This is a genomic window from Shewanella sp. cp20, assembly GCF_000832025.1.
Taxonomy (GTDB): domain Bacteria; phylum Pseudomonadota; class Gammaproteobacteria; order Enterobacterales; family Shewanellaceae; genus Shewanella.
Genome location: NZ_JPII01000019.1, coordinates 127,323 through 151,115 on the forward strand (window position 1 = coordinate 127,323; position 23,793 = coordinate 151,115).

Here is a 23,793-nt window from a genome sequence, read left to right on the forward strand (position 1 = left end):
AAACACCCCACTCGGTTTCCGGTGGGGTGTTTTTTTATGTCTGAAGCGGGATGATCTGCTGAAGATCTTAGCCAATGACACCAGATGTTGCGCCGCTATGCATGAGGACGCGATTGTCCTAGCCGTCTAACCGACCCGGTTAACAGTCGTCATCACGTATGCTTGTGGTGACGCTGTCGGCCTTGGTTTCAACCCTGAGGTAACAGGTGAGGGCGTCGTCTGCCAACAGCTCCCCCGGGGTCTTGAACAGGCTGCGCAGGCCGATACGCAGCTCGATATCTTCCTGGGTCCAGCGCCCGCCGTAGAACCACTCGTGCAAGCTGATTTCCAGTAGCTGCCGTGCAGTGTCGCCGCTCCATTCTGGCCTGCCATACCTCACCTGAATTTTCCGGTCGTCACTCGGGTTGAGGTAGTAGCTTGCCGTAGGCTGCGTCTCCACCCCTAAGATGGCCGAGCGGGCGTAGACCAGTTGGTTGCTCGCCTGCACAGAGGCCTCGAGCCGTGTAAGCTGGGCGATTCTTGCCTCTCGTGTCAGCGTCAGCCATCTGCTGGCAGCTGCTACGCTGAGAACGGCCAATATGATGATCACCACCACCATCTCTATCAGGGTAAAGCCAGAGGTTCCTTTGTGTCTCATGGTGACTCGCATCAATAGGTTAACTAGTGGGTAATAAGTTTGTGGCGGCAGCCTAACCGCTTGGGTGACATTTGCAAGCAAAACCTAGGTGGTTCTTACAATAACAGCTTGAATGATAACGGCTTGTTTGTCATCTGTTTCGAGTTGGTTTGTGCTTTGTTGCCGGGTCGCCAGTCGCCAAGAATTGACCTAAGCTCAAGGTAGTCGCATTGCGCAGGAGAAAGAGATGGAGAGCAAATCGGTCAGTGATAGCATGGGCGATCTCAATATACCCGCCGATGCCCTGTATGGGGCGCAGACGGCGCGGGCGATCAAGAATTTTCCGGTCAGTGGTCGCCCCATGCCACGCAGCTTCATTCGCGCCCTGTTGCTGGCCAAGCTTGCCGCCGCCGAGGCCAATGTGGCCCTTAAGCTGTTGGCGCCCAACATAGCCCAGGCGGTCGCTCAGGCGGTACAAGATCTGCTGGCGGATCCCCAGATGATGCGCCATTTCCCCATCGACATGTTTCAGACCGGCTCGGGCACCAGCAGTAACATGAACGCCAACGAGGTGCTGGCGAGTCTGGTCTCGTCGCGCCTGGGGCAGAGTGTGCATCCCAACGATGCAATAAACCTGGGGCAGAGCAGTAACGACATCATTCCCAGTGCCATTCATATCAGTGCCCTGTTGGCGGTAGAGCAGTCGCTGCTGCCTTCGCTAACACTCCTGTCGCAGACCATTACGGCCAAGGCGCAGCAGCTCGGCGATGTTACCAAGACGGGCAGGACGCATCTGATGGATGCCATGCCTATTCGCTTCGATCAGGTCTTGGGGGGCTGGGGGAGTCAGATCGATCTGTGCCGCCAACGACTAGTGGCGCTCAGTGGTGAGCTGGCCCAGCTGCCGGTAGGCGGCACGGCGGTGGGTACAGGGGTCAATACCCATGAGGAATTCTCAAGGCTATTTTGTGAAAGACTCTCGGCGCTGACGCGCACCCAGTTTCGCCCGGCCGATAACCTGTTCAGCCGCATGGCGAGCCATGATACCGCCGTGGCCCTGTCGGGTCAGTTGAAGACGCTGGCGGTGGCTATCATGAAGATCAGCAACGACCTGCGCTGGATGAATTCAGGCCCGCTGGCGGGGATCGGTGAGATTAGCCTGCAACCCCTGCAACCAGGCTCCTCCATCATGCCGGGCAAGGTCAACCCAGTGATCCCAGAGTCCGCCTGCATGGTCGCAGCGCAGGTGATGGGTAACGATATGGCTATTACAGTCGCCGGGCAGTCCGGTAACTTTGAGCTGAATGTGATGCAGCCGCTGATCGCCGTCAATCTGCTGGAGAGCATAGAGATCCTCAGCAATGTGTCGCGCCTGCTGGCCGACAAGGCGATAGCCAGCTTTGTGGTGAACCGTGAACGTATAGCGGCATCTCTGCACCGCAATCCCATACTGGTCACCGCTCTGAGTCCTAAGGTCGGCTATGTGCAGGCCGCTAAAATCGTTAAGCAGGCCTATCAGGAGCAGCGGCCCATACTCGAGGTTGCCATGGAACTCACAGATCTTAGCGAGGAGGAGCTCAGGCACTTGCTGGATCCCGAGCGCCTGACCCGCGGCGGCCTGGGGTAAGGCCACATAGAGAGCGGCGAATCGAGAGGATGGTGACTCGAGAGGATGGTGACTCGAGAGGATGGTGATTCCGACAGAGCCGCCTTATCAAACAAAAAGGCATCCTAGGGATGCCTTTCTCGGTTCAATGTGCTCGGTCTTACCAGGCCAGCTGCAAGATCTCGCGGCTGATATCCAGGCCGAGATCGCCTGACTCAGACAGGGCCGTCATGCCGTGGGCTTCCAGCGCCGCGACTATGTCGTTAATCTGATCCTGGGCGATATCATAGTCGCGTAGGCGAGTCTTGAGGCCCAGCTGCTGGAAGAACTGCTCCGTCTTGTCGATAGCCAGATCGACGCGACTCGCCTCATCACCTTCTGTGATATCCCATACGCGCTCGGCGTATTGCAGCAGCTTGGCGTGTTTCTGGCTCTTGCGTACGCGCCATACCGATGGCAATACCGCGGCCAGTGTTTGTGCATGGTCGATACCAAACAGCGCCGTCAGCTCGTGGCCTATCATGTGAGTCGTCCAGTCAAACGGTACGCCCGCGCCTATCATGCCGTTGAGGGCCGAGGTGGCACTCCACATCAGGTTGGCTCTGGCGTTGTAGTTCTCTGGCTCTTCCAGGGTGAGAGGGCCAATCTCGATCAGGGTACGCATGATCCCTTCGGCGGTTCTGTCCTGCACTCGGCCGTCTACCGGATAGGTGGCATACTGTTCTAGCACGTGAACGAAGGCGTCGACGACACCGTTGGCTACCTGAATTTTAGGCAGGGTGAAGGTCAGGGTCGGATCTAGCAGCGAGAAAGTTGGATAGATGCTGGGATGGTTGACCGGGAACTTGCCGCCGTTATAGCTCACTACGCCGAAGGCATTCATCTCAGAACCTGTGGCCGGCAGCGTGGCTATGGTGCCCAGCGGCAGGACGCGATCAGCTTCTACAGGCACAGGCGCGAAGCCATGGAACAGCAGACTGGCGCTCTCACCCTCGAAGCGTGTCGCCAGGGCGATGAACTTGGTGCCATCCATCACAGAGCCGCCGCCGACCGCCAGTAGGAAGTCGATAGACTCATCTTTAGCCAGCTTGGCCGCCTTGGCCAGGGTCTCATATTGTGGGTTGGCCTCGATACCGCCGAACTCGACGACGGTGCGATCACCCAAAGCATTGAGGACCTTGTCCAGGGTGCCGAAGCGTTTTACGCTGCCGCCGCCATAGGTCACCATGACGCGGGCGTCGGCTGGAATTAGCTTGTCGAGCTCGTCCAGGCGATCTTTACCGAAGACGATCTGTGTGGGATTACGATAATCGAAGTTAAGCATGGAGATACCTTGTGTCACCTAAGAATATGCTGCACATACTAGTCTGTTGGTGCGAGTTTTAAATACCTATTGCTGCCCTGTGCTTGCCTATTTCTGCTTTATTGTGTTTTAAATTGATCAAATTGGCATATTTTGATGCATTTTTCTGCCTTGGTGTTAGTATCTCGCCAGTTGAATGCTTGTCTTGTCCCATGAGGTGAATTGTGAAGAGTATTGCCGAGCTGATGTCTGCCTTGGCCCCCGATGAGGGGATGAATGATAGTGTATTGCCAGGCATCAAGCTGTTTCGCTGCTCCGCCTACGGTGCCCGTGGTCCTCTGTGTTACTCCCAGGGGATCATGATAGTGGGGCAGGGCAAGAAGCGGGTCTACCTAGATGATAAGGTGTTTGACTATGATCCCCAGAACACCCTAGTGATGACAGTGCCTATGCCGGTGGAGTGTGAAACCTTTGCCAGCACGGAAGAGCCTGTGCTGGTGATGATGATAGATATCGATCTGGCGCAGCTTAACCGCCTCATTCCCGTCATGGACAACCACAACAGGGTACCGCAGGCGCTGAACGAGTCACGACTGCCAGGCTATTTTGTCGCGCCGACCGGCGAGGCGCTCGAATGCAGCATTCATCGTTTGCTGTTGGCGCTGCAATCGCCGCTGGAGGCCGAGGCGCTGGGGCAGGCCATGGTACTGGAGATCTTGTATCGCCTGTTGGCCCTGCCCAATGCGGCGCCGCTCTATGCCCTGGCGCTGAGCCATACCCGGCTGTCGCGCATCGACAAGGCTCTTAACTATCTGCATAAACACTATGCCGCCAGCATAGAGGTAGATCAGCTGGCGACCCTGGTGAACATGAGCCCCTCGGCGTTTCATCGCAGCTTCAAGGAGGTCACCGCTTCGTCGCCGATTCAGTACCTGAAGAAACTACGTTTGAATAAGGCCAGGGAGCTATTGCAGCGCCCCGGGATGAAGGTAAAACAGGCGGCTATCGAGGTGGGTTACGAGAGCCCGGCCCAGTTTAGCCGCGAGTTCAAACGCTACTTCAGCCACAGCCCGGGGGAGTGCGCCAGGTAAGTCGCGTCTTTATTGTTTGATGCATTGCAGTAAGACGATAAAAGGGGGCATGTTGTTGTGTGCCACGCTGTGGCCTTCGGGCTCGGTGCGGCGCTTCTGATGCTGGCGCATGCCCACGTCATCGCCTTCTCCCGTTGCGTATTCGGGCTCGTCTCCCGAGTCATAGTAGTACCAGTCGTCGTAGACATGGGTATGCTTGGGTAATTCCGCCAGTGTGAGTTTATGCTTCTCCTCGCCGCCGGTGGCCTTGAGCTTGCGCACCGAGAGTTCATTCTCTTGATTATTCATGGCTAAGGTAAAGCGGCCAATCCCCTGGTTGTAGAGTTGCCAGCCCTCAGGGCAGTTGGCAAGGTCGAAGTAGGCGACCGTCTTAGCCGGAATGATGCTTCCCTTGTCGGCGATTTGTTTACTCAGGGCGGAGAGCTGTTGCGTGGTGGCGAGGTGGTTGGCCGCGAGTTCGTCGTATTTGATATAGCCAAGCAGTGCCAGCGATGCGGTGAGCAGCACCGAAACGAGTAGATTCCATTTCATGATTAACGTCCCTGTAGAGGTTAACGCTCCGCCATAAAGGCCGGAGTCTATATATTTATTTTTATTACCAATTTAACCTACGCTATTTAAATCATCGCTGCAACAGGTCGATTTTTGTTAAACGCTTGCTCCGTAATCTCGCTACCCTTATCGGGTAAAAATGCGCGATCACATTTATTCAACATTTCCTAAAACATGACATGCTTAACAATTCTTTGGCTAATCCAATGCTAGGTGTTGTAACTCTAAGCCAGTTCACGTTTTATATATTCCTAAAGTGATACTTTTGTGTTCCGCAAATGGATGTGTATCGCTTTAAGTCCTTATTTATAAAAAGGCTTTGTTCTCAAGGCCGGTTCAGCCAGGAATATCTATGTCTTCGTCTTCTATTGTTCAAGCGGCGCCAGGTGCATTGATTAAGCCGTACCAAGCTAACATTACCGTCCCTAACTGGATGCTGAACTCGATGGAACGAGTGATGCAGTATTATGTCGACAAGAACCTGCGACTCGATACCCAGTCTGCCTCCATGATGCCGGCACCCGTCGAAGGCAAGAAGTACATGCTCTATGCCCATGTGCCTTTCTGCCACACGCTGTGTTCCTTCTGTACTTTCCACCGTTTCCTGTTCAAAGAGGAGAAGGCGCGCGCCTATTTCGTCTCGCTGCGTAAGGAGATGGAGATGGTCAAGGCGCTGGGCTACGACTTCGAGTCCATGTATATCGGTGGCGGCACCACGACGGTTTTAGAAGATGAACTGGCGCGCACCATAGAACATGCCAAGAAGCTCTTTCCTAGCATCAAAGAGGTCTCCTGCGAGTCGGATCCTCAGCACCTGGACAGTCCAGGCTTTAAACTGCTCGAAGGCTTGGTGGATCGCATGTCCATCGGGGTACAGAGCTTTAACGATGATATTCTGGCCATGACAGATCGCCTAGAAAAGTTTGGCTCGGGCCAGCAGACCTTCGATAAGATCATGGCGGCCAAGGAGCTGTTCCCTATCATCAACGTGGATCTCATCTTCGGCTTCCGTGGCCAGACAGACGAGGTGATTCAGCACGATCTGGATATGGCCTCCCGCCTAGACCCTCGTCAGATCACCACCTATCCACTGATGATCACCCATCAGACCCGTAAGAGCGTCAAGGGTAAGCTGGCCGCGCCTCAGGGGGATATGGCACGTCAGTATCGCCAGATCCTAAATAGCCTCAATGGTCAGTATAACCAGCTGTCGGCCTGGGCGTTTGGCAAGGCCAACAACGAAGGCTTCGACGAGTATGTGATCGACTATGACGAATACCTGGGGGTGGGCTCTGGCTCCTTCAGCTTCCTCAACGACACCCTGTACGTGAACACCTTCTCCCTGCGCAAGTATCAGGAGAATATCGCCTCGGGCCGCATGGGTGTCGAGCAGCAGAAGAACTACAGTCAGAAGGATGTGATGCAGTATCGCTTCTTGCTGGGCATGTTCTCGGGTCGTCTGTCGCGCAAGTATTTCCGCGATACCTTCGGCGTAAACCTGGATTGGGCACTGTTTAAAGAGATGACCTCGATGAAGGCGATCGGCGCCATCAAGAATGACCCGAATGATCCCGATAATCTCATCGTGACAGACAACGGTAAGATGATGGGCCTGCTGATGATGAAAGAGTTCTATTCAGGCATGGATAACGTGCGGGCGCAGCTGCGTAAGCCGCTCAAGCCCTGCGACATGTAAGGGATATTTGCTATCTAAGCGAAAGAGGCCGATCATAGATCGGCCTTTCTTATTGCCGGAGTTTGCCACATGCAGGCCTTCGAGACCCTGTTTGCCCAGTTTATCGCCGCCGAGTTACCCGTCGATGCCGCCCACGATCTTAATCATGTGAAGCGAGTGGTGAAGACCGCCAAGCGCCTGTGTCAGCTCGAATCGGCCAATGTGCAAGTGGTGGTGCCGTCGGCCTGGTTGCATGACTGTGTAACGCTGGCCAAAGACGATCCCAGACGCCGCCAGAGTTCGTTGCTGGCGGCCGATAAGGCGATCGCCTTCCTTAAGCGTATCGATTATCCCCAGCAGTACCATGATGCCATTCACCATGCCATTCATGCCCACAGCTTCAGCGCCAGGGTGACCCCTGAGACGCTGGAGGCCAAGATAGTGCAAGATGCCGATCGCCTCGATGCCCTGGGAGCCATAGGCGTGGTGCGTTGCCTGCAAGTAGGCACAACGCTCGGGCGCCCGCTATATCATGCCGAGGATCCTTTCTGCCAGCACAGGGAGGCCGATGACAGCCGTTATACCTTAGATCACTTCAAGCAGAAGCTGTTTACCCTGGCGGACACCATGCAGACGGCGGCTGCGAGGGAAGAAGCAAGGCATCGCACCCGGGTGATGCAGGACTTTCTCGACCAGTTGGCGCAAGAGATCTAGGGGACCCGCTTGGAAGCCTGCTTGTGATTAGCCTTAGCGCGGCGTGCTAACTTCTGCTCGAGCTGACGAGCCTCCTGACGTATCTGTTCGATAAAGAGATCTTGATAGCCTAGCAGCTCAAATTCTCTCAGGCACTGGTGGTAGCGGCGCAGTTTTTCTTCCTTGCATAGGGGCTTATCCATCAGCTCTTCTAATGTCAGTATTGAGTCCATTCAATAACCTCATAACCTCTTTTGCTTGTCAGCCTAACGTCAAGTTGGCAGCTTGTAGAGGCTGATTTTTATCCTAAAACCTCATAGGTCTAAAGGTTGATGAGGTTTTTGTTAATTTTTTCATATGCTTATTTCATTCCCAAAGTTGGCTTAGGTCAGAGGTCGCATATCACCTAAGCTAATATGGGCGATCACTTACGCACTCATTGGTCGAAAAGCGCATAAGAGACGTTTGTGGAGCACCCGGTAATAGGGTAGCTTGGTGAATTCTTCATTTTGTACAGGGAAATCTGATGATAGTACGTATCGGTGAGTTTCAGGCCGCGCCGGGTCAGGCTGAGGCGTTAAAGTCCTTCCTTCTCTCGTTAAGCGAGTACATCTGCGCATCGCCTGGCTGCCTAAGCTACGAGGTCTTATGCCCACTCGATGAGGCGGGGCGCCTGCTGGTGATCGAGCGTTGGGAGTCAGCCGAGCATCACCGCGCCTCGGTGCAGGCCTATCCAAAGGATAAGATGCAGGACGCCATGTTACTGTTTGCCGCGCCGCCGACCGGTGGCTACTACGCGCTGGCTTAATATTCGTATCAGTATTGGCATTAGTACTGGCATAAGCATAGGGGCAGGGACGAAGCTATGATCTACTTCGAGACAGAGCGGCTAATTTGCCGCGCCTTCGAGTTCAGCGATTTAGCGGCCTTTACCGCCTACCGCGCCGACCCCGAGGTGGCCCGCTACCAGGGCTGGCAAGATTACCAATATCGCGATGCGTTGGCGCTGTTTAATGAATTGCAAAACACTGCCTTCGGCGCGCCGGGCACCTGGATGCAGTTGGCGCTGGAGTGTCGTCAGACTCGAGTCTTGGTCGGGGATCTGGCGCTGCATTTTGTCGACGAGCAACAGGTCGAGATTGGCTTTACCCTAGCGAGCGAGTATCAAGGTCAGGGCTTGGCTCGGGAGGCGCTGCAGGCGCTGCTTAGCTACCTGTTTGATGGCCTGGGCAAGCACAGAACCTCGGCCATCACGGATGTGAAAAACCATGCCGCCTGGGGGCTGCTTGAGCGCCTGGGATTTCGCCGAGAGGCCCATTACCGCGACAACATCTTCTTCCAGGGGAGTTGGGGCAGCGAGTATGGCTATGCCCTGCTGGCAAGCGAGTGGCGGCAAGTACAGACAGGGGAGAATATTCAGGATTTTCGCCTGATCAGGCGGGTCGCACCCTTGGCTGACTTTTTACGCCTTAGGCAGATCACTGGGTTGACGCCGAGATCCCGCGCCGCGGCGGTAGCCGGGCTCCCCCTCAGTCTCTTTGGAGTACACATCCTAGCCGATGACAGACTAGCAGGTGAAAGAGTGATCGCCATGGGGCGAGTCGTGGGAGATGGCGCCCTAAACTTCGAGCTGGTGGACATTGCCGTGGATCCCGACTATCAGGGGCGAGGCCTGGGGAGTGCCATCATGTCCGCCATCATGGAGTATCTCGATGAGGCGGCGCCTAAGGGGGCCTACATTACCTTAATGGCTGATGTTCCAGAACTTTATCTGAAGTTTGGTTTTAAACTCTCGCGACCGGCGAGCGAGGGCATGTATCTGCTGCAGCCCTAATCTGTTGAGCCCTCCTGCCTGGCTTGATATAAAGGAGGCACGGCAGGCCCCGATACACGAGGTTAGGGGCCAGTAACCTTTTCGTTAGGGGAGCCTAATTTTTCCACCTCCCCCGTTACCCGGAGCATTCATGGCTAATATTTTGCTGGTTGCCAACCTCAACTGCGATCGTATTCTCAGACTCGATAAGCCCTTGAAGATGGGGGGGCGTTTTCATTATCAGGATGGCGGTCAGCGCCTCGGTGGCGGTGGTGCCAACACAGGGATAGGTCTGGTGTGGGCCGGTCACGAGGTGGCACTGGTCAGTCAGGTGGGTCGCGACGAGATTGGGGATTGGCTGCTGGCCGAGACCAGTACCCTAGGCATAGATTGCCGCCTGATGCAGCGCTATCAACAACATACCTGTGAGATGCTGTTGGTGATGACCCCTGATGGCGAGCGCACCATCATACGTCCCGAGCGGCCAAGGTTTGAGCTTGCCGCCCCGCCTAACTGGCGAAATTGGGACGCCCTCTATATTAACTCTTCGGCAGAAGGTGCCGTCAGCTGGGCCAAGACGGCCTTGCCTCATAGCTTAGTCGTGGCGCAACTGGCCAAAGACAACCGTGAGCGTCCCTGCCATGTGTTGATCGCCTCGCGCGCCGATATGCAGGGACGTAGCGAGCTGTCGCCCTGGCAGTTCGGTCTCTCCATCGCCGGCGAGAGTCTAAGGGCGTTTATCGTGACAGATGGCGCCGACGGCGCCATGCTCTATCAGCCAGAAGGCGAGACGCGTGTTGCCGCCGAGGCCGCCACCGTGGTGGATACCACTGGGGCCGGAGATGCCTATGCGGCGGGCTTGATCCATGGATTAGCGCGTGGTGATGGCTATTGTCAGGCCATGGCCGAGGGGGCGCGCTGGGCGGCCTTTGCGGTGGCGACAGAGAGTTCGATACCCGGAGAACAGTTAAAGGCATACCTGGAGCAGGCGGTCACACAAAAGGCCTAGATTTGTCATCATAGTGTCATTTACTCAGATTAGAGTAACGCCATTGGTCGTAAGCGGTTCCCTGACCTTGTTTTGTGTAGCTTCTTTTCAGACATAGTGTGTTTTTCTGTTCTCTCGCCCCATCTTCTGGGGCTTTTTTTTTTGCCTGCAGTTTCTTGCCTCTTGTTCTTTGTTCCTTGTCTAGCGTCTATTGCCATGGCCTGGGCCTAACTGGGCCTAACTGGGCCTGCAAGAGTATGAAATTAGGTAGTAAGACGGCTAATAGGTGTTGTTTCATGATATCTTCTTGAGGGAAAATTAGGGCCTGTTGACCTTTTGAGAACAATTTTTGTTCTAATTGAGCACGTTCAAATCGCGGTATGAGGCTTGAAGTATAGTGATTCTATATAAAAGCCGAGTAACAAAGAGTTGAACGTGCTCAAGACGAACCCTGCGGGCAGCGTCTGTATCATTTTTCTACTGCGTTATCGCTCATTGATGTAGTGCACTACATGACAATCGCTCTGCCTTGTATAAAAGCGATACAGAATGCTGCAAAAATGAACGCGAAAGATAAACAGGCCCTAGGCCGCTATTTTTCAGGGGCAATGCCTGAGGCGACAGAGGGAGTTTGTATCGAATCGTCTCGCCTTTGTCTGAGGGCGAGAGGCGTAAGCAGTAGTCAGGGGGGTGAGGGATATGACGCGGTTAGTAGACAAGATTTCGGGATTGTATCGTGGCGATAAGGCCAAGGCCTTTGAAGGAATACCTAGCATGATAGATGTCAAGCAGGCATATAGCCGCCTGGTGGTGGGAGCGTTGGGTGTCGAGGGGGATGCTCAGGCGGATCCCAAGCATCATGGCGGTGCCGATAGGGTATTACATCACTTTCCCCGTGAACATTATGGTCAGTATCGCCGCTGGGACATGATGCAGGGCTTTAAGGATGTGCCCGCCATGGGGGAGAACATCAGCACAGTTGGACTGGACGAGACTCAGGTGAATATCGGCGACATCATCGCCATCGGCGAGGTACAACTTCAGGTGACTCAGCCCCGCTCGCCCTGCTTCAAGCTCAACCATCAGTTTGGTCATCCCGAGTTTGCCCTCGCCATGCAGACCAGTGGCCTGTGCGGCTGGTTCTATCGGGTGGTGACGCCTGGGGTGATCCACCTGGAGGATGATATTCGCCTCGTCGAGCGGCGCACCGACATCAGCTTGCGCGAGGCGATGGGGATCTATTTCTCGCCCACCTATGACGCTGCCGCCTATGATCGTCTGGTGAGTTGTGAGGGCTTGGCCCAGTCTTGGGTAAATAGCTTGCAGCGCCGCCTGGAAAGTCGCAAGATTGAAGCTTGGGAAATGCGTTTATTTGGGCCTAACCGCCTGTAATAATAAATAAAAATAGAATGAATCATCAAGGAGTGTAATTCGTGTCTGATTTCGAACAATTGTCCCGCGACGATAGAAACATGGGGGTGGCGGTGCATCTGGCCAGCTTTTCCGGCTACCTGATCCCCTTCGGTTCCATCCTGGGGCCCCTGATTGTCTGGCTAATGAAGCGCGAGGAAATCGCCTTCGTCGACAGCTGTGGTCGCAACTGTCTCAACTTCAAGATAAGCATGATGGTATACGCCATCATCAGCATGATCCTCATGTTCGTCGGCATCGGCTTCATCCTGCTCGGTGTGTTGGCGATCTTCGATATCGTGGTAACCATCATCGCGGCCATGAAGGCCAGCGAGGGCATTAGTTACCAGTATCCGCTGACGATTAAATTTCTTAAGCCTTAAGTATGAAGAAAGTTAAATAGAAAAAAGCCCGCAAAAGCGGGCTTTTTTATGGCCTGAACCAGGCCTAAATCTAAACCAGAACCTAGACTTAGACCTTGAAGCCGGCGACCAGGGTGTCGAGTCTGTGGGCCAGCTGGTTGAGCGACTGGCTGGCCTGGGCGACCGCCTGAGAGGTCTCGCTGGTGCGCTGGGTGATCTCGCTGATCTCGGTGACGTTACGGTTGATATCTTCCACCACGGTAGACTGCTCTTCGGTTGCGGCTGCAACCTGAATGTTCATGTCTGTGATGGCGCCGATCTGCTGGCTGATCTCGGTCAGGGTATGGCTGGCCTCGTCGACCGCCTGTACCCCTTCCTGGCTGCGGCTCTTGCTCTGGGTCATAGCCTCGACGGCGCGAGCCGCCTCGCTTTGCAGGTTGTCGATCATCTTCTGCACCTCATCGGTCGATGCGGCGGTGCGTGAGGCGAGGTTACGGACTTCCTCGGCGACCACGGCGAAGCCTCTGCCCGCCTCACCGGCACGGGCGGCCTCGATGGCGGCGTTGAGGGCCAGCAGGTTGGTCTGATCCGACACGGCGCGGATCACATCCAGGATGCTGCCGATAGAGGTGGTGTGGGTGGCCAGCGACTCGATCACATTGCCTACCTGCTCCACATCCTCCGAGAGTTGATTGATGGTGTCGCGGGCGCGGGTGACCACTATCTGGCCGTTGCTTGAGGCGTTGTCGGCGTCCTTGGCGTTGTCGGCCGCCTGGGCGGCATTACCGGCAATCTCATGTACGGTTGCGCCCATCTCGTTGATGGCGGTCACCACCATCATGGTCTGATCTTTCTGTAGCTGGCTGTCGTCCTGGGTCTGCTGGGCCTGATTGGCCACATCCTTGGCGGCATGACTCAACTGCACGCTGGTGTCCGTCACTTCTATGATGGAGTGCTGGATCTTCTCGATGAAGCTGTTGAAGCCCTTGGCCAGCTGGGCCAACTCGTCGTTGCCTTCGACGGGCAGGCGCTGACGCAGGTCGCCCTCACCCTGACCTATGTCTTGCAGCATGTCGGCTACCTTGGCGATGGGCTGGCTCACCGAGGCGGAGACGAAGGTAGAGAAGCCGATGAAGGCGGCGGCGATCAGCAGAGTCCAGATGAGGATCTGATAGGCCGACTCTTCCAGCAGGGCAAATACCTCGGCTCTTGGCACCTGGGCGATGAGATACCAGTCCATCGACGGAATATAGCTGCTGGCGACCAGCAGGGTTTCACCATCCTGCTCTGTCTGTGTCAGGCCGAAGTCGCCCTTGCTGAGCAGCTGCCTGGTCACATCGCCGCCATAGAGGGAGGCCAGGCTGGCCTTGCCTATCTGGCTGGTGTCCGAGTGCAGCTTAACGTCGCCCTTGGCATCCACCAGGTAGACGAAGCCGGTATCTTCGATCTTGAAGGACTTCAGCAGGCGCACCATGTCATCCAGTGACTTGGCCAGCCCCACTAAACCGCGGTCGTTGGGTTGCTGATAGTTGATGAAGAGTTTCACATCACCATTGGCCTCGGTGAAGACGTTGAGCATACGCTCGGTGCCACTGTTTTTATAGTTGAAGAACCAACCGTCCTGCTCCGGGGTGAGGATGCGCAGGAAACCGTCTTGAGTGTAGTAGGCGGCGGTTTGTCTGTCGGCGTAGGAGGCCTGCACCAGCTTATATTGCTCTTGAATGTCCTTGAGCTGGGCGATCACCAGAGGCTCTGTCTCCGCCGGGCGGCCATCGACCAGCCAGCGCTTGAGCATCTTGCTGTTGGCCAGCTGCTCGGCGGCGTTCATCAGGGTGGCGATATCCATCTCTACCTTGTTGCGGATCGCCTGCAAGGTGTTGGGCAGCTCGGAGGTGAGCATGCGCTGCTCGACGACTTCCTTAGCGCTGCGTTGACTCAAGACACCCACGAGCACGGTAGACAACAATACCGCGACCGTAACCGTGAGTAATATTTTCTGCTTGATGGTGAGCATGTTTAGTTTCATCTTTTATGACTCGCATCTACTCTGTCCGAGCATCCCTCGGAGTGTGACAACTTGATTATTAAGGTTAGTCGCTGTTTTCTAAACACGCTAAACCATTGAACTTTTTTTGAGGGTAGGGCGATCCACTCTGGATCATAGAGTGCGTCTTGGTGACGCTTGTAGGTATGGGGCCATTATGGTGGCCGGGGATGTTAAGCGCAAGTAAAAACGCGCCCGAGGGCGCGTTTGTCGTCTGTATTATTTTTCGGCGATGCCGGACTTACATATTTGGGTAGTTAGGTCCGCCGCCGCCCTCTGGGGTGACCCAGGTGATGTTCTGACTCGGATCTTTGATGTCACAGGTCTTACAGTGGATACAGTTTTGACCATTGATGACAAACTTCTTCTCGCCAGCGTCTTCCACCACTTCATAGACCCCTGCCGGGCAGTATCGCTGCGCCGGTTCGTCGAACTTAACCAGGTTCACCTCGATAGGAATTCGTTCGTCTTCGAGACGCAGGTGACACAGCTGATCCTCCTCGTGGAAGGTGTTCGACAGGTAGACAGAAGAGAGCTTGTCGAAGCTCAGCTTACCGTCGGGCTTGGGATACTCTATCTTGCTGTAGGCGCTCACCTCGGCCATCTGGGCATAGTCGGCCTTCTCGTCTCTGAGCGTGATAGGGAACTTGCCGCCAAACCAGTTCTGATCGATATAGTTGAAGGCGCCGCCCAGATAGGCACCGAACTTGTGCATCGCCGGGCCGAAGTTACGTGAGCAGTAGAGCTCATCCTGCAGCCAGCTCTGTTCGAACTTCTCCTGGTAGCAGTCGAGATCTTTGCCGCCTTCTACGCCAGCATGCAGGGCGTGGCAGATGGTTTCGGCGGCGATCATGCCGCTCTTCATCGCCGTATGGGTACCCTTAATCTTGGCGAAGTTCAGGGTGCCGGCGTCACAGCCTATGATGAGGCCGCCAGGGAAGCTCATCTTGGGCAGTGAGTTGAGGCCGCCCTTGGTGATGGCGCGGGCACCGTAACAGATACGCTCGCCGCCCTTGAGGTATTGGCTGATCACTGGGTGCGTCTTGTAACGCTGGAACTCATCGAATGGGCTCAGGTGTGGGTTCTGATAGTTGAGATCTATGATAAGACCCACGGCTACCTGATTGTCTTCCAGATGGTATAGGAAGCCGCCGCCCGAGGCGCCTTCCGTCAGCGGCCAGCCACCCGTGTGGACCACTTTGCCCTGCTCGTGCTGCTCGCTGGGCACCTTCCAGATCTCCTTGAAGCCCAGGCCATAGTGCTGTGGCGTCTTGCCGTTATCCAGGTGGAACTTCTCGATCAGTTGCTTGCCCAGGTGGCCACGGCAGCCTTCGCTAAATACTGTGTATTTGGCGTGCAGTTCCATGCCGGGTTCATAGCTGTCTTTGGGCTCGCCATCGGCGCCGACACCCATGTCACCTATGATGATCCCTTTTACGCTGCCATCTTCGTTGAACAGCAGTTCACTGGCAGGGAAGCCGGGGAAGATCTCTACGCCTAAGGCCTCGGCGCGCTCGGCGAGCCAACGGGCCAGGTTGCCGACGCTGATGATATAGTTGCCATCGTTATGCATCGTCTTAGGGATAAGGGCGTTGGGCATGGCACGTGAGGCCGTGTCTGAACTGAGCATGTGCAGCTCGTCGTGGGTGACGGCCGTGTGCAGTGGTGCACCTTGTTCTTTCCAGTCGCTGAACAGTTCGCCGAGCACCTTAGGCTCGAACACGGCACCTGAAAGTATGTGCGCGCCCACTTCCGAACCTTTCTCGACCACACAGACACTGAGCTCCTGGCCAGAGTCTTGAGAGATTTGCATTAGTCGACATGCGGTAGCCAGGCCGGCAGGGCCTGCGCCAACGATAACGACGTCGAACTCCATCGATTCGCGTTCCATCACTTCACCTCTTTTAGCTTTCCCCCGATTGAAACGGGTGTTTTATTCTTTGCATCCACCTTACCCTAAAATGGCGAAATGGCACAGAGTTTAAGCAGTCAGGATAGACTAATTGATGGTATTTATCTTCGTGAGCGGTGTCACATTATGTTAACGCCCGATTGATCTCAGACAAGAAACGGGAAGTTTCTGCTATAAAAGCCGGTCTATATCGGCCTATAATTGGGAAACGACGGTTCTCCGAGCTTTCTCTCCTACGTCCACAGATAGGGAGATTAAGCCGTGGCAATAGTGCCACCGGGGTGAGGAAAGAAATTGACTCACCTCCCCTTACTTGGAAAGGTGATCATGTCTCAACTACAAGACAATTTTGGTCGAAGATTTCACTATTTGCGGATGTCGGTTACCGATGTCTGTAATTTCAAATGCACCTACTGCCTCCCCGATGGTTATCGCCCCGACGGTAAGCCTAAGTTTTTAGATCTCAATGAGATCGAGAATCTTGTGGGCGCCTTTGCCGAGGTCGGTACCCAGAAGATCCGCATTACAGGTGGCGAGCCCACCCTGCGCAAAGACTTTACCGATATCGTGCGTATCGTCGCCGATAACGACAAGATCAAGACGCTGGCAACCACCACCAATGGTTATCGTTTGGAGAGGCATGCCAAGGAGTGGTTCGATGCCGGCCTGAGACGTATCAATGTCTCGGTGGACAGCCTGGACCCTCGCATGTTCTATCAGATCACCGGTGAGAATAAGTTCGACGAGGTGATGCGCGGCGTCGACGCGGCCCTCGAGGCGGGCTTCGAGCGGGTGAAGATCAATGCCGTGCTGCTCAAGGGCTTAAATGACAAAGACTTGCCACGCTTCCTGCACTGGATCAAGCACACACCAATCGATCTGCGTTTCATCGAGCTGATGGAAACCGGCCTGGGGCGTGATTACTTCAAGGCCCACCACCTGGCGGGTGCCGACATCAAGTCGCAGCTGATTCAGGATGGCTGGCAATTGGACCAGTCGGCGGTAGACGATGGTCCGGCGCAAAACTTCAGCCATGGCGACTTCAAGGGACGCATCGGCTTGATCATGCCCTATGAGAAGAACTTCTGCGCCAGCTGTAACCGTCTGCGGGTCTCCGCCAAGGGGAAACTGCACCTGTGCCTCTTCACCGAACACGGTGTCGATTTGCGGGATCTGCTGCAATCCCACGAGCAACGTGGTGAGTTGATCGAACGACTCCACGGCCAGTTGAGGGCGAAGAAGGAAACCCACTTCCTCCACGATGGCATCACAGGCGTGACACAGCATCTAGCCTCTATCGGAGGCTAGACTGGCTTGCGCCAGCGCAAGAACTTGCTTTCGCTGTCTGGGTATACTCTGCCCATATTCCTGTAGACGCGCCAGTTAACCGCAAATAACACCAAGAGTGAAGAGAGACGTTATGGGTCATTGTACGAGAACCGAATTTGAACCGCTCAATATCGCGGTATTAACCCTTTCCGATAGCCGAGATCTGAGCCAAGATACCTCGGGACAGTTTTTACAAGAGGCCCTGCTAGCGGCCGGACACAAGCTTGCCGAGCGCCGACTGATTAAAGATGACAAGTATCAGATACGTTCGGTATTGTCTCAGTGGATAGCCTCGAGTGATGTGCAGGTGATCATCACCACCGGCGGTACAGGCTTTACCGAGCGGGATAACACACCACAGGCGGTCAAGCCGCTACTGGATCGCGAGATAGAGGGCTTTGGCGAGCTGTTTCGGCATATCACCTACACGGAGCTGGGCACCTCGACGGTACAGTCCCGCGCCCTGGGCGGCTTCGCCAATAAGACAGCCATCTTCTGTCTGCCGGGCTCTACCGGTGCCTGCAAGACGGGCTGGAACAAGATCTTAAAAGAACAACTGGATGCCACTCACAGACCCTGTAACTTTGTGATGCACGTGAAGAAGGTAGCAATCGATGAGTAGTGAATTTACCCATATTAATGCCGATGGCAATGCCCACATGGTGGATGTCACCGAGAAGGCGGTTACCGAGCGCGAGGCCCGCGCCGAGGCCTTCATCGAGATGGCGCCCGAGACGCTTGAGATGATCATGAGCGGCAGCCACCACAAGGGCGACGTGTTCGCCACGGCTCGCATCGCGGGGATCCAGGCGGCGAAGAAGACCTCAGATCTTATCCCGCTGTGCCATCCCCTGATGCTGACCAAGGTTGAGGTGGATCTCGAGGCGCAGCCGGCACATAACCGGGTACGCATCACCAGTTTGTGTAAGCTGTCGGGTAAGACAGGGGTCGAGATGGAGGCGCTGACCGCGGCCTCGGTGGCGGCACTAACCATCTACGACATGTGTAAGGCGGTGCAGAAAGATATGGTGATCTCTCAGACACGCCTGCTGGAGAAGCGGGGTGGCAAGTCTGGGCACTTTAAGGTTTAAGCGATACGAGTATTTAGGGGAAAGTTTATGATTCATGTGCTGTTTTTCGCCCAGGTGCGCGAACTATTAGGTGAGAGCAAGCTCGAAGTAGAAGCGAGCGAACAGACCACTACCGCCGAAGGCCTGCGTGCGCTGCTGGCGGCCAAAGACGATAAGTGGGGCAAGGTATTGGCCTCCGACAAGCTGTTGGTGGCGGTCAATCAGACCATCAGCAACTGGGATACCCAGGTCGAAGATGGCGACGAGGTGGCCTTCTTCCCCCCCGTTACCGGAGGTTAGTATGAGCCAGGCGATTGACCGAGTATTGGTGCAGACGCAAGATTTTAGCGTGCCCGAGGAGTATGCCCGTATCGCGTCCGATGACAGCGACGGCGCCGTGGTCACCTTCGTAGGCAAGGTGCGCGACTTCAATGACGGCAGCGCGGTGACCGACCTGACCCTGGAGCACTATCCTGGCATGACAGAGGCGGTGCTCAACCAGATCGCTGCCGAGGCCAGAGAGCGCTGGCCACTGACTCACGTGACCATCATTCACCGTGTCGGCACCATGGCCCTGGGCGAGCAGATCGTCTTCATCGGCGTCACCAGTGCCCACCGCAAGGCGGCCTTTGCGGCCTGTGAGTTCTTGATCGACTTTCTCAAGACCAAGGCACCGTTCTGGAAGCTGGAGGCCGGCGATCAGGGCAAGAACTGGGTCGAGGCCAAAGATGCCGACGAACAGGCGGCCAAGATGTGGGACAAGCAGTAAGCCGGGGCGAGCACCTTGGTGATGAGGAAGGGTTGAAATGGATTTACTCAGAGGTTTTGTCTTAGGCTGTCTGCTGCTGTTTGGCATGACCCCCGCCTGGGCGGCAGAGGTGCCGGCTATCGCAGCCGCCTCTAACATCAAGTTTGCCCTGGATAGGATAGCCGCCGATTTCACCCAGGATACGGGCAAGCGGGTGCGCATCTCCTACGGCTCTTCGGGCAACTTCGTGGCGCAGCTGCGCCACGGTGCGCCGTTCGAGCTGTTTCTGTCTGCCGACGACAAATATATCTATCAGCTGCATAAGCTTGGGGTAACCCAGAGCGATGGCGAGATCTACGCCATCGGCCGCTTGGCACTCGCGGCGCCCAAGCGTTCGCCTCTGACCTTAGATGCCGAACTCGTCGGCGTTAAGACACTGCTGGAGCAGGGCGGATTAAAGCGTTTTGCCATCGCCAATCCGGATCATGCCCCCTATGGCGAGCGAGCCAGAGAGGCGCTGCAGCATCTGGGACTCTGGCAAGCCCTGCAGCCCCACCTCATCTTCGGTGAGAATGTGTCTCAGGCGGCGCAGTTTGCCCTGAGCGGTTCCACCGATGGCGGTATCGTAGCCTTGTCGCTGGCGATGGCGCCGCAGTTTCGCGCCGCCAGCCACTATGTGGCGCTGCCGAGCGAATGGCACTCACCCATGAACCAACGCATGGTGCTCACCCCCAAGGCGGGAGAGGCGGCCAAGGCCTTCTATGCCTATCTGAGTCAGCCTAAGGCGAGGGCGGTGTTCCTCGAGTTTGGCTTCGGCCTGCCCGATGAGGGGGCTGATGACGCCTCCGCCGATGGCGCGAGTGTTAGTCAGGTCGACAAACAGGGTGGAAATCACTGATGGATTGGCAGGCGCTGCTGCTTTCGATCAAGTTAAGCTGTGTCACTGTGCTGGTGTTGATCCCTTTTGCCATCTGGGCCGGTCGCTTCCTGGCCTATCGCCAGTTTAGGGGCAAGTCCTGGCTGGAGGCGCTGATCATGGTGCCCCTGGTGCTGCCACCGACCGTCATCGGTTATTATCTGCTGGTGGGCCTGGGTAGCCAGTCCTGGCTGGGTCAGACGCTGGAAGCCCTGCTGGGGCAACAGCTGGTGTTCCACTTCTCGGGGCTGGTGGTGGCTTCCGTGCTGGTTAATATTCCCTTTGCCATACAGCCGATTCAGCGCGCCTTCGAGGCGGTGCCCGAAGAGGTGCGCGACGCAGGCGCCTGCTGCGGCATGAGTCCGGCCAAGGTGTTGTTTAAGATAGAGTTGCCTCTGGTGTGGCCGGGCGTGTTGACCGCGCTGGTGCTCTGTTTCTCCCATGTGTTGGGCGAGTTTGGTGTGGTACTCATGATGGGCGGTAATATCGCCGGTGAGACCAAGACCATCGCCATCTCCATCTACGACAGCGTGCAGGCGTTCGATTTTGCCGCCGCGGGACAGATGTCTCTGCTGCTCCTGCTATTTGCCATTACCGCGCTGGCGCTTACCACCAGTCTGTCCCGTCGATTAGGAGGCGTGAGTGTCTCAAGACGTCGCTGATCTCAGCTGTAAGATCTTCCAGCTGGAAGGCATCGCCCTGGATGCCGAGTTTGTCTGCCGCGCCGGCGAGGTGTTGGCCGTGGTCGGCCCCTCCGGGGGCGGTAAGTCGACCCTGATGCGGATGATCGCCGGCTTGACCAAGCCCGAGTCGGGCGAGATCCGCTATGGCGACAGCGTCTGGTTTAGCAGCGACACCGGGCGCTATCTGACGCCTCAGCAGCGTCATCTCGGCTATGTGCCGCAACACTTTGGCCTGTTTCCCAACATGACGGCGTTGGCCAACGTGGTGGCGGCGCTGGATCATATTCCCAAGGCGGAGCGGGTCGCGCGGGCCAAAGACTGGCTGGAGCGGGTGAACCTGCACGGCCTGCCGGATCGTCTGCCGGCCAACCTGTCCGGCGGTCAGCGTCAGCGTGTGGCCCTGGCTCGGGCCCTTGCCCGGGAGCCCAGAGTCCTGCTGCTGGATGAGCCCTTCTCGGCGGTCGACAGAGAGACCCGCGAGCGTCTCTACCTAGAGCTGGCCAGACTCAAAGAGCAGCTAGCGATCCCCGTCATCATGGTGACTCACGATCTTAACGAGGCACTGCTGCTGGCGGATCGCATGATCCTCATCAGCCAGGGCACCCTGCTGCAACAGGGCAGTCCGCGCGAGGTGTTGAGCCAGCCACGTAACGAGGCGGTCGCCAAACAGATGGGGCTGAGAAACCTGTTCGATGCGCACGTGGTGGCTCAGGAGGCGGAGCGACAGATCACCTGGCTTAAGTTTGGTGAGCACCTGATTGCCGGTAATTATCGTGAAGAGTTAGATATAGGCGCCAAGGTGCGCTGGGTGATCCCTAATCAGGGGGTGAGGTTTAACTCGATCACCAAGGGGCGTCTGTGCCGCAGCTTCAACAAGCTCAGCATCACCATAGAGTCCTGCCTGAGTATGGGTGAGACCATGCGGATTCTTGCCAGCATCAAGGGGGTTAAATATCACCTCAATGCCGAGGTGCCGCTGCATTTCGCCCAGAAGATGGGCCTGGCGCCAGGCGTCGAGACCGAGGTGGCGCTCAAGTCTGAGCTGATCCATATCCTGGAGAATGACTGACTCTCCAGAATGGCTGGCTTTCGAGTATGAGTCAGCTTGCTAGATGCCGAATAGAATATGATCAATCCTTAATACGGCTTCCATCTCCCCGATATTTGCCATCGCTTATCCTAGGGCACTATGACTCGAGGAGAAATATGATGCAGAAGAAACTAACCGGTACCCTAATCCTTTCTTGCGTACTCACCCTACCGGCCTTTGCCGCCTATAACGGCCCCAAGGCGGGTGGTGTGATTCAGCACGCCAGCGATGCCCATGCGGCCAAAGACGATACACAGGTGGAGCTGACAGGAAAGCTGATCAAGAGCCTGGGGGATGAAAAGTACCTGTTTCGCGATAGCAGCGGTGAAGTCGAGGTGGAGATAGACAATGCCCTGTGGCGCAACATAGAGGTCTCCAGCGATACCACTGTGATCCTGAGGGGCGAGGTGGATGATGAATGGCGCGGCATTGAGATAGAGATAGATAGCATCGAATTGGTCGATCAAGCGGAATAAGTCCAGGCGCTGGTGCCTAGATGAGTGAAATCGGCCAAATGAGTTTAAACTAAATTTAATCTTGAAAGCCCAAAGCCCCTCGTCTATCCCATTGGTACAGGGATTTTTTGCGTGTAAGATACCGATATTGAAGAATTTAATGGAGGAGCTATGGCTCGTTGGTTTATCAGTTTAATGCTGTTGTCTGGACTGGCGGGGGCGAATTTGGCCCAGGCCAACCCGGCAGTGCTTGAGTTGCTATCGGATAGCCAAAGCCTGACTCCACAGAAGATGATCCAGCAGGCAGAGAAGAGCTACCCTGGGGTGATATCCGAGTTTCAGATCGATGTGGAAAATGGTCAGCTGATCTATGAGATCAGCATGATCAACACCAAGGAAGATACCATCAGCGAGTTTGAGTTCTGGGCCAAAGATGGCCGACTCATTCGGCAGAAGGTGGAAGCCCTGGAGGCGGACGATAAGGATGAGCTCAAGGCGGTGAGGATGCTCAGGGATATGGAGCAGACCTTCTCGCAACTGCTCAAGTTGGCCATGGGTGACAGCAACGCCCATATTCTGGAGGCGCAGCTGGATCACGACCTGGGCATCAGCTACCTGGAACTCAAGCTTATCGATGCCAACGGTAAACATAGAATAGCCTTCGATATCGAAAATCAGCGGCCTTTGCCCCTGTTGAAGTGGGATTAACAGATGAAAATATTACTGGTAGAAGATGATGCGACCACCACAGAGTATGTGGTCAAGGGATTTGCCGAACAGGGGCACAATATCGAGACGGCTAGCGATGGTCATCAGGGACTCTTGCTGGCCACCAGTATGCAGTATGACCTGGTGATACTGGACCGCATGTTGCCACAGCTCGATGGCCTTAAGTTGCTGGCGGCGCTGCGTGCGACCGGCAATCAGACCCCGGTGCTTATCCTGTCGGCGCTGAGCCATGTGGATGAGCGCGTCAAGGGGCTCAGGGCCGGTGGCGACGACTATATGACCAAACCATTTGCCTTCTCCGAACTCTTGGTACGCGCCGAGAAGCTGATGCAGCGCGGTAATTCGGCGCCGGCGCAAACCGAGCTTAAGGTGGGCGAACTTGTGATGGAACTGCTGACCCGTAAGGTCACCCTGGCGGGCAGCGAGATCATGCTGCAGCCTAAAGAGTTTCAACTGCTGAAGTACTTGATGGAACACCCTAATCAGGTGATCAGCCGCACCCTGTTGTTCGAGGCTGTGTGGGATTACCATTTCGATCCTCGCACCAATGTGATCGACGTGCATATCGCCAAGCTGAGACGCAAGTTTGAAGAGCTGGGCTTTGGCGAGCTGATCGAAACGGTTCGAGGGGCTGGCTATCGCCTCCGTCAAGGGCATTAGACCCTATCAGAGTAGTGCCTGGCGCATTACCATCATCTTCTCTGCCTT

Annotated in this window: 26 protein-coding genes, 1 pseudogene and 1 riboswitch; of the genes and pseudogenes, 21 read left to right on the forward strand and 6 right to left on the reverse strand. The window is 55.8% G+C overall.

Annotated features, from left to right (window positions below; translation table 11 throughout):
* Positions 1-139: 139 nt before the first annotated feature.
* Positions 140-637, reverse strand: a complete 498-nt coding sequence (locus DB48_RS19675) for a type II secretion system protein (protein ID WP_052813706.1) — start codon at positions 635-637, stop codon at positions 140-142.
* A gap of 226 nt (positions 638-863) precedes the next feature.
* On the opposite strand from DB48_RS19675, the gene DB48_RS07475 reads away from it, so the two are divergent.
* Positions 864-2,243, forward strand: a complete 1,380-nt coding sequence (locus DB48_RS07475; protein WP_041509662.1) for a class II fumarate hydratase — start codon at positions 864-866, stop codon at positions 2,241-2,243.
* A gap of 139 nt (positions 2,244-2,382) precedes the next feature.
* Here the strand turns inward: DB48_RS07475 and DB48_RS07480 are convergent, their stop codons facing one another.
* Complete coding sequence (locus DB48_RS07480) at positions 2,383-3,546, reverse strand: iron-containing alcohol dehydrogenase (protein ID WP_041509663.1); 1,164 nt, start codon at positions 3,544-3,546, stop codon at positions 2,383-2,385.
* A gap of 203 nt (positions 3,547-3,749) precedes the next feature.
* Between DB48_RS07480 and DB48_RS07485 the strand changes: the two genes are divergently transcribed.
* The gene (locus DB48_RS07485) at positions 3,750-4,616 is read left to right on the forward strand and encodes an AraC family transcriptional regulator (protein WP_041509664.1); all 867 of its coding nucleotides are present in this window, start codon (positions 3,750-3,752) and stop codon (positions 4,614-4,616) included.
* Between the two features lie 9 nt (positions 4,617-4,625).
* On the opposite strand, the gene DB48_RS07490 is transcribed toward DB48_RS07485, so the two are convergent.
* Entirely contained in the window at positions 4,626-5,147 is a 522-nt protein-coding gene (locus tag DB48_RS07490; RefSeq protein ID WP_041509665.1) for a phage baseplate protein, read from the reverse strand.
* Between the two features lie 373 nt (positions 5,148-5,520).
* Here DB48_RS07490 and DB48_RS07495 point away from each other — a divergent pair, with 373 nt between their 5' ends.
* Both DB48_RS07495 and DB48_RS07500 read left to right on the forward strand, forming a co-directional pair.
* Positions 5,521-6,864, forward strand: coding sequence for a coproporphyrinogen III oxidase family protein (locus tag DB48_RS07495; protein WP_041509666.1), 1,344 nt, complete (start codon positions 5,521-5,523; stop codon positions 6,862-6,864).
* A gap of 69 nt (positions 6,865-6,933) precedes the next feature.
* A complete protein-coding gene (locus tag DB48_RS07500) occupies positions 6,934-7,557 on the forward strand; it encodes an HD domain-containing protein (protein ID WP_041509667.1) in 624 nt (207 codons plus the stop codon).
* Here DB48_RS07500 and DB48_RS07505 read toward each other — a convergent pair.
* Positions 7,554-7,769 (reverse strand): hypothetical protein, encoded by a 216-nt coding sequence (locus DB48_RS07505; RefSeq protein ID WP_052813707.1) that lies wholly within the window; start codon positions 7,767-7,769, stop codon positions 7,554-7,556. The genes DB48_RS07500 and DB48_RS07505 overlap by 4 nt on opposite strands.
* 293 nt (positions 7,770-8,062) lie before the next feature.
* Here DB48_RS07505 and DB48_RS07510 point away from each other — a divergent pair, with 293 nt between their 5' ends.
* From DB48_RS07510 to DB48_RS07530, 6 genes and pseudogenes are all read left to right on the forward strand, one after another.
* Entirely contained in the window at positions 8,063-8,344 is a 282-nt protein-coding gene (locus DB48_RS07510) for a putative quinol monooxygenase (protein WP_041509668.1), read from the forward strand.
* Between the two features lie 57 nt (positions 8,345-8,401).
* A pseudogene (locus DB48_RS07515) lies at positions 8,402-8,926 on the forward strand (GNAT family N-acetyltransferase); the annotation flags it as partial.
* Between the two features lie 96 nt (positions 8,927-9,022).
* On the forward strand, positions 9,023-9,370 hold the full coding sequence (locus tag DB48_RS20395; protein WP_327270470.1) for a GNAT family N-acetyltransferase: 348 nt from the start codon (positions 9,023-9,025) through the stop codon (positions 9,368-9,370).
* 130 nt (positions 9,371-9,500) lie between these two features.
* Positions 9,501-10,358 (forward strand): PfkB family carbohydrate kinase, encoded by an 858-nt coding sequence (locus tag DB48_RS07520; RefSeq protein ID WP_041509669.1) that lies wholly within the window; start codon positions 9,501-9,503, stop codon positions 10,356-10,358.
* Positions 10,359-11,036: 678 nt separating this feature from the next.
* The gene (locus DB48_RS07525; RefSeq protein WP_041509670.1) at positions 11,037-11,729 is read left to right on the forward strand and encodes an MOSC domain-containing protein; all 693 of its coding nucleotides are present in this window, start codon (positions 11,037-11,039) and stop codon (positions 11,727-11,729) included.
* Positions 11,730-11,809: 80 nt separating this feature from the next.
* Positions 11,810-12,130: a DUF4870 domain-containing protein gene (locus DB48_RS07530; protein ID WP_041509737.1), complete on the forward strand. Its 321-nt coding sequence runs from the start codon at positions 11,810-11,812 to the stop codon at positions 12,128-12,130.
* Positions 12,131-12,218: 88 nt separating this feature from the next.
* On the opposite strand, the gene DB48_RS07535 is transcribed toward DB48_RS07530, so the two are convergent.
* Together DB48_RS07535 and DB48_RS07540 are read right to left on the reverse strand one after the other, a co-directional pair.
* Positions 12,219-14,135 carry a methyl-accepting chemotaxis protein gene (locus DB48_RS07535; protein WP_041509671.1) on the reverse strand — a complete coding sequence of 639 codons (1,917 nt, stop codon included), beginning with the start codon at positions 14,133-14,135 and terminating at the stop codon, positions 12,219-12,221.
* Between the two features lie 259 nt (positions 14,136-14,394).
* Complete coding sequence (locus tag DB48_RS07540) at positions 14,395-16,044, reverse strand: electron transfer flavoprotein-ubiquinone oxidoreductase (RefSeq protein WP_041509672.1); 1,650 nt, start codon at positions 16,042-16,044, stop codon at positions 14,395-14,397.
* Between the two features lie 226 nt (positions 16,045-16,270).
* Positions 16,271-16,405: riboswitch (molybdenum cofactor riboswitch) on the forward strand.
* Here DB48_RS07540 and moaA point away from each other — a divergent pair.
* From moaA to DB48_RS07595, 11 genes are all read left to right on the forward strand, one after another.
* Positions 16,393-17,373, forward strand: a complete 981-nt coding sequence (moaA, locus tag DB48_RS07545) for a GTP 3',8-cyclase MoaA (RefSeq protein WP_041509673.1) — start codon at positions 16,393-16,395, stop codon at positions 17,371-17,373. It overlaps the preceding riboswitch by 13 nt.
* 112 nt (positions 17,374-17,485) lie before the next feature.
* Complete coding sequence (gene moaB / locus DB48_RS07550) at positions 17,486-18,016, forward strand: molybdenum cofactor biosynthesis protein B (RefSeq protein ID WP_041509674.1); 531 nt, start codon at positions 17,486-17,488, stop codon at positions 18,014-18,016.
* Complete coding sequence (gene moaC, locus DB48_RS07555) at positions 18,009-18,485, forward strand: cyclic pyranopterin monophosphate synthase MoaC (RefSeq protein ID WP_041509675.1); 477 nt, start codon at positions 18,009-18,011, stop codon at positions 18,483-18,485. Before moaB ends, moaC begins: the two co-directional genes overlap by 8 nt.
* Before the next feature lie 27 nt (positions 18,486-18,512).
* Positions 18,513-18,764 (forward strand): molybdopterin synthase sulfur carrier subunit, encoded by a 252-nt coding sequence (gene moaD, locus DB48_RS07560; RefSeq protein WP_041509676.1) that lies wholly within the window; start codon positions 18,513-18,515, stop codon positions 18,762-18,764.
* 1 nt (position 18,765) lies between these two features.
* Positions 18,766-19,233, forward strand: a complete 468-nt coding sequence (gene moaE / locus DB48_RS07565; RefSeq protein ID WP_041509677.1) for a molybdopterin synthase catalytic subunit MoaE — start codon at positions 18,766-18,768, stop codon at positions 19,231-19,233.
* Between the two features lie 37 nt (positions 19,234-19,270).
* Entirely contained in the window at positions 19,271-20,110 is an 840-nt protein-coding gene (gene modA / locus DB48_RS07570; protein WP_041509678.1) for a molybdate ABC transporter substrate-binding protein, read from the forward strand.
* Complete coding sequence (modB, locus tag DB48_RS07575) at positions 20,110-20,790, forward strand: molybdate ABC transporter permease subunit (protein WP_041509679.1); 681 nt, start codon at positions 20,110-20,112, stop codon at positions 20,788-20,790. Before modA ends, modB begins: the two co-directional genes overlap by 1 nt.
* The gene (locus tag DB48_RS07580) at positions 20,771-21,880 is read left to right on the forward strand and encodes an ABC transporter ATP-binding protein (RefSeq protein WP_041509680.1); all 1,110 of its coding nucleotides are present in this window, start codon (positions 20,771-20,773) and stop codon (positions 21,878-21,880) included. The genes modB and DB48_RS07580 overlap by 20 nt, the downstream gene beginning before the upstream one ends.
* 140 nt (positions 21,881-22,020) lie before the next feature.
* Entirely contained in the window at positions 22,021-22,377 is a 357-nt protein-coding gene (locus DB48_RS07585) for a NirD/YgiW/YdeI family stress tolerance protein (RefSeq protein WP_041509681.1), read from the forward strand.
* Between the two features lie 150 nt (positions 22,378-22,527).
* Entirely contained in the window at positions 22,528-23,064 is a 537-nt protein-coding gene (locus DB48_RS07590; RefSeq protein ID WP_041509682.1) for a PepSY domain-containing protein, read from the forward strand.
* Between the two features lie 3 nt (positions 23,065-23,067).
* Positions 23,068-23,745, forward strand: coding sequence for a response regulator transcription factor (locus tag DB48_RS07595; protein ID WP_041509683.1), 678 nt, complete (start codon positions 23,068-23,070; stop codon positions 23,743-23,745).
* Positions 23,746-23,793: the final 48 nt, after the last annotated feature.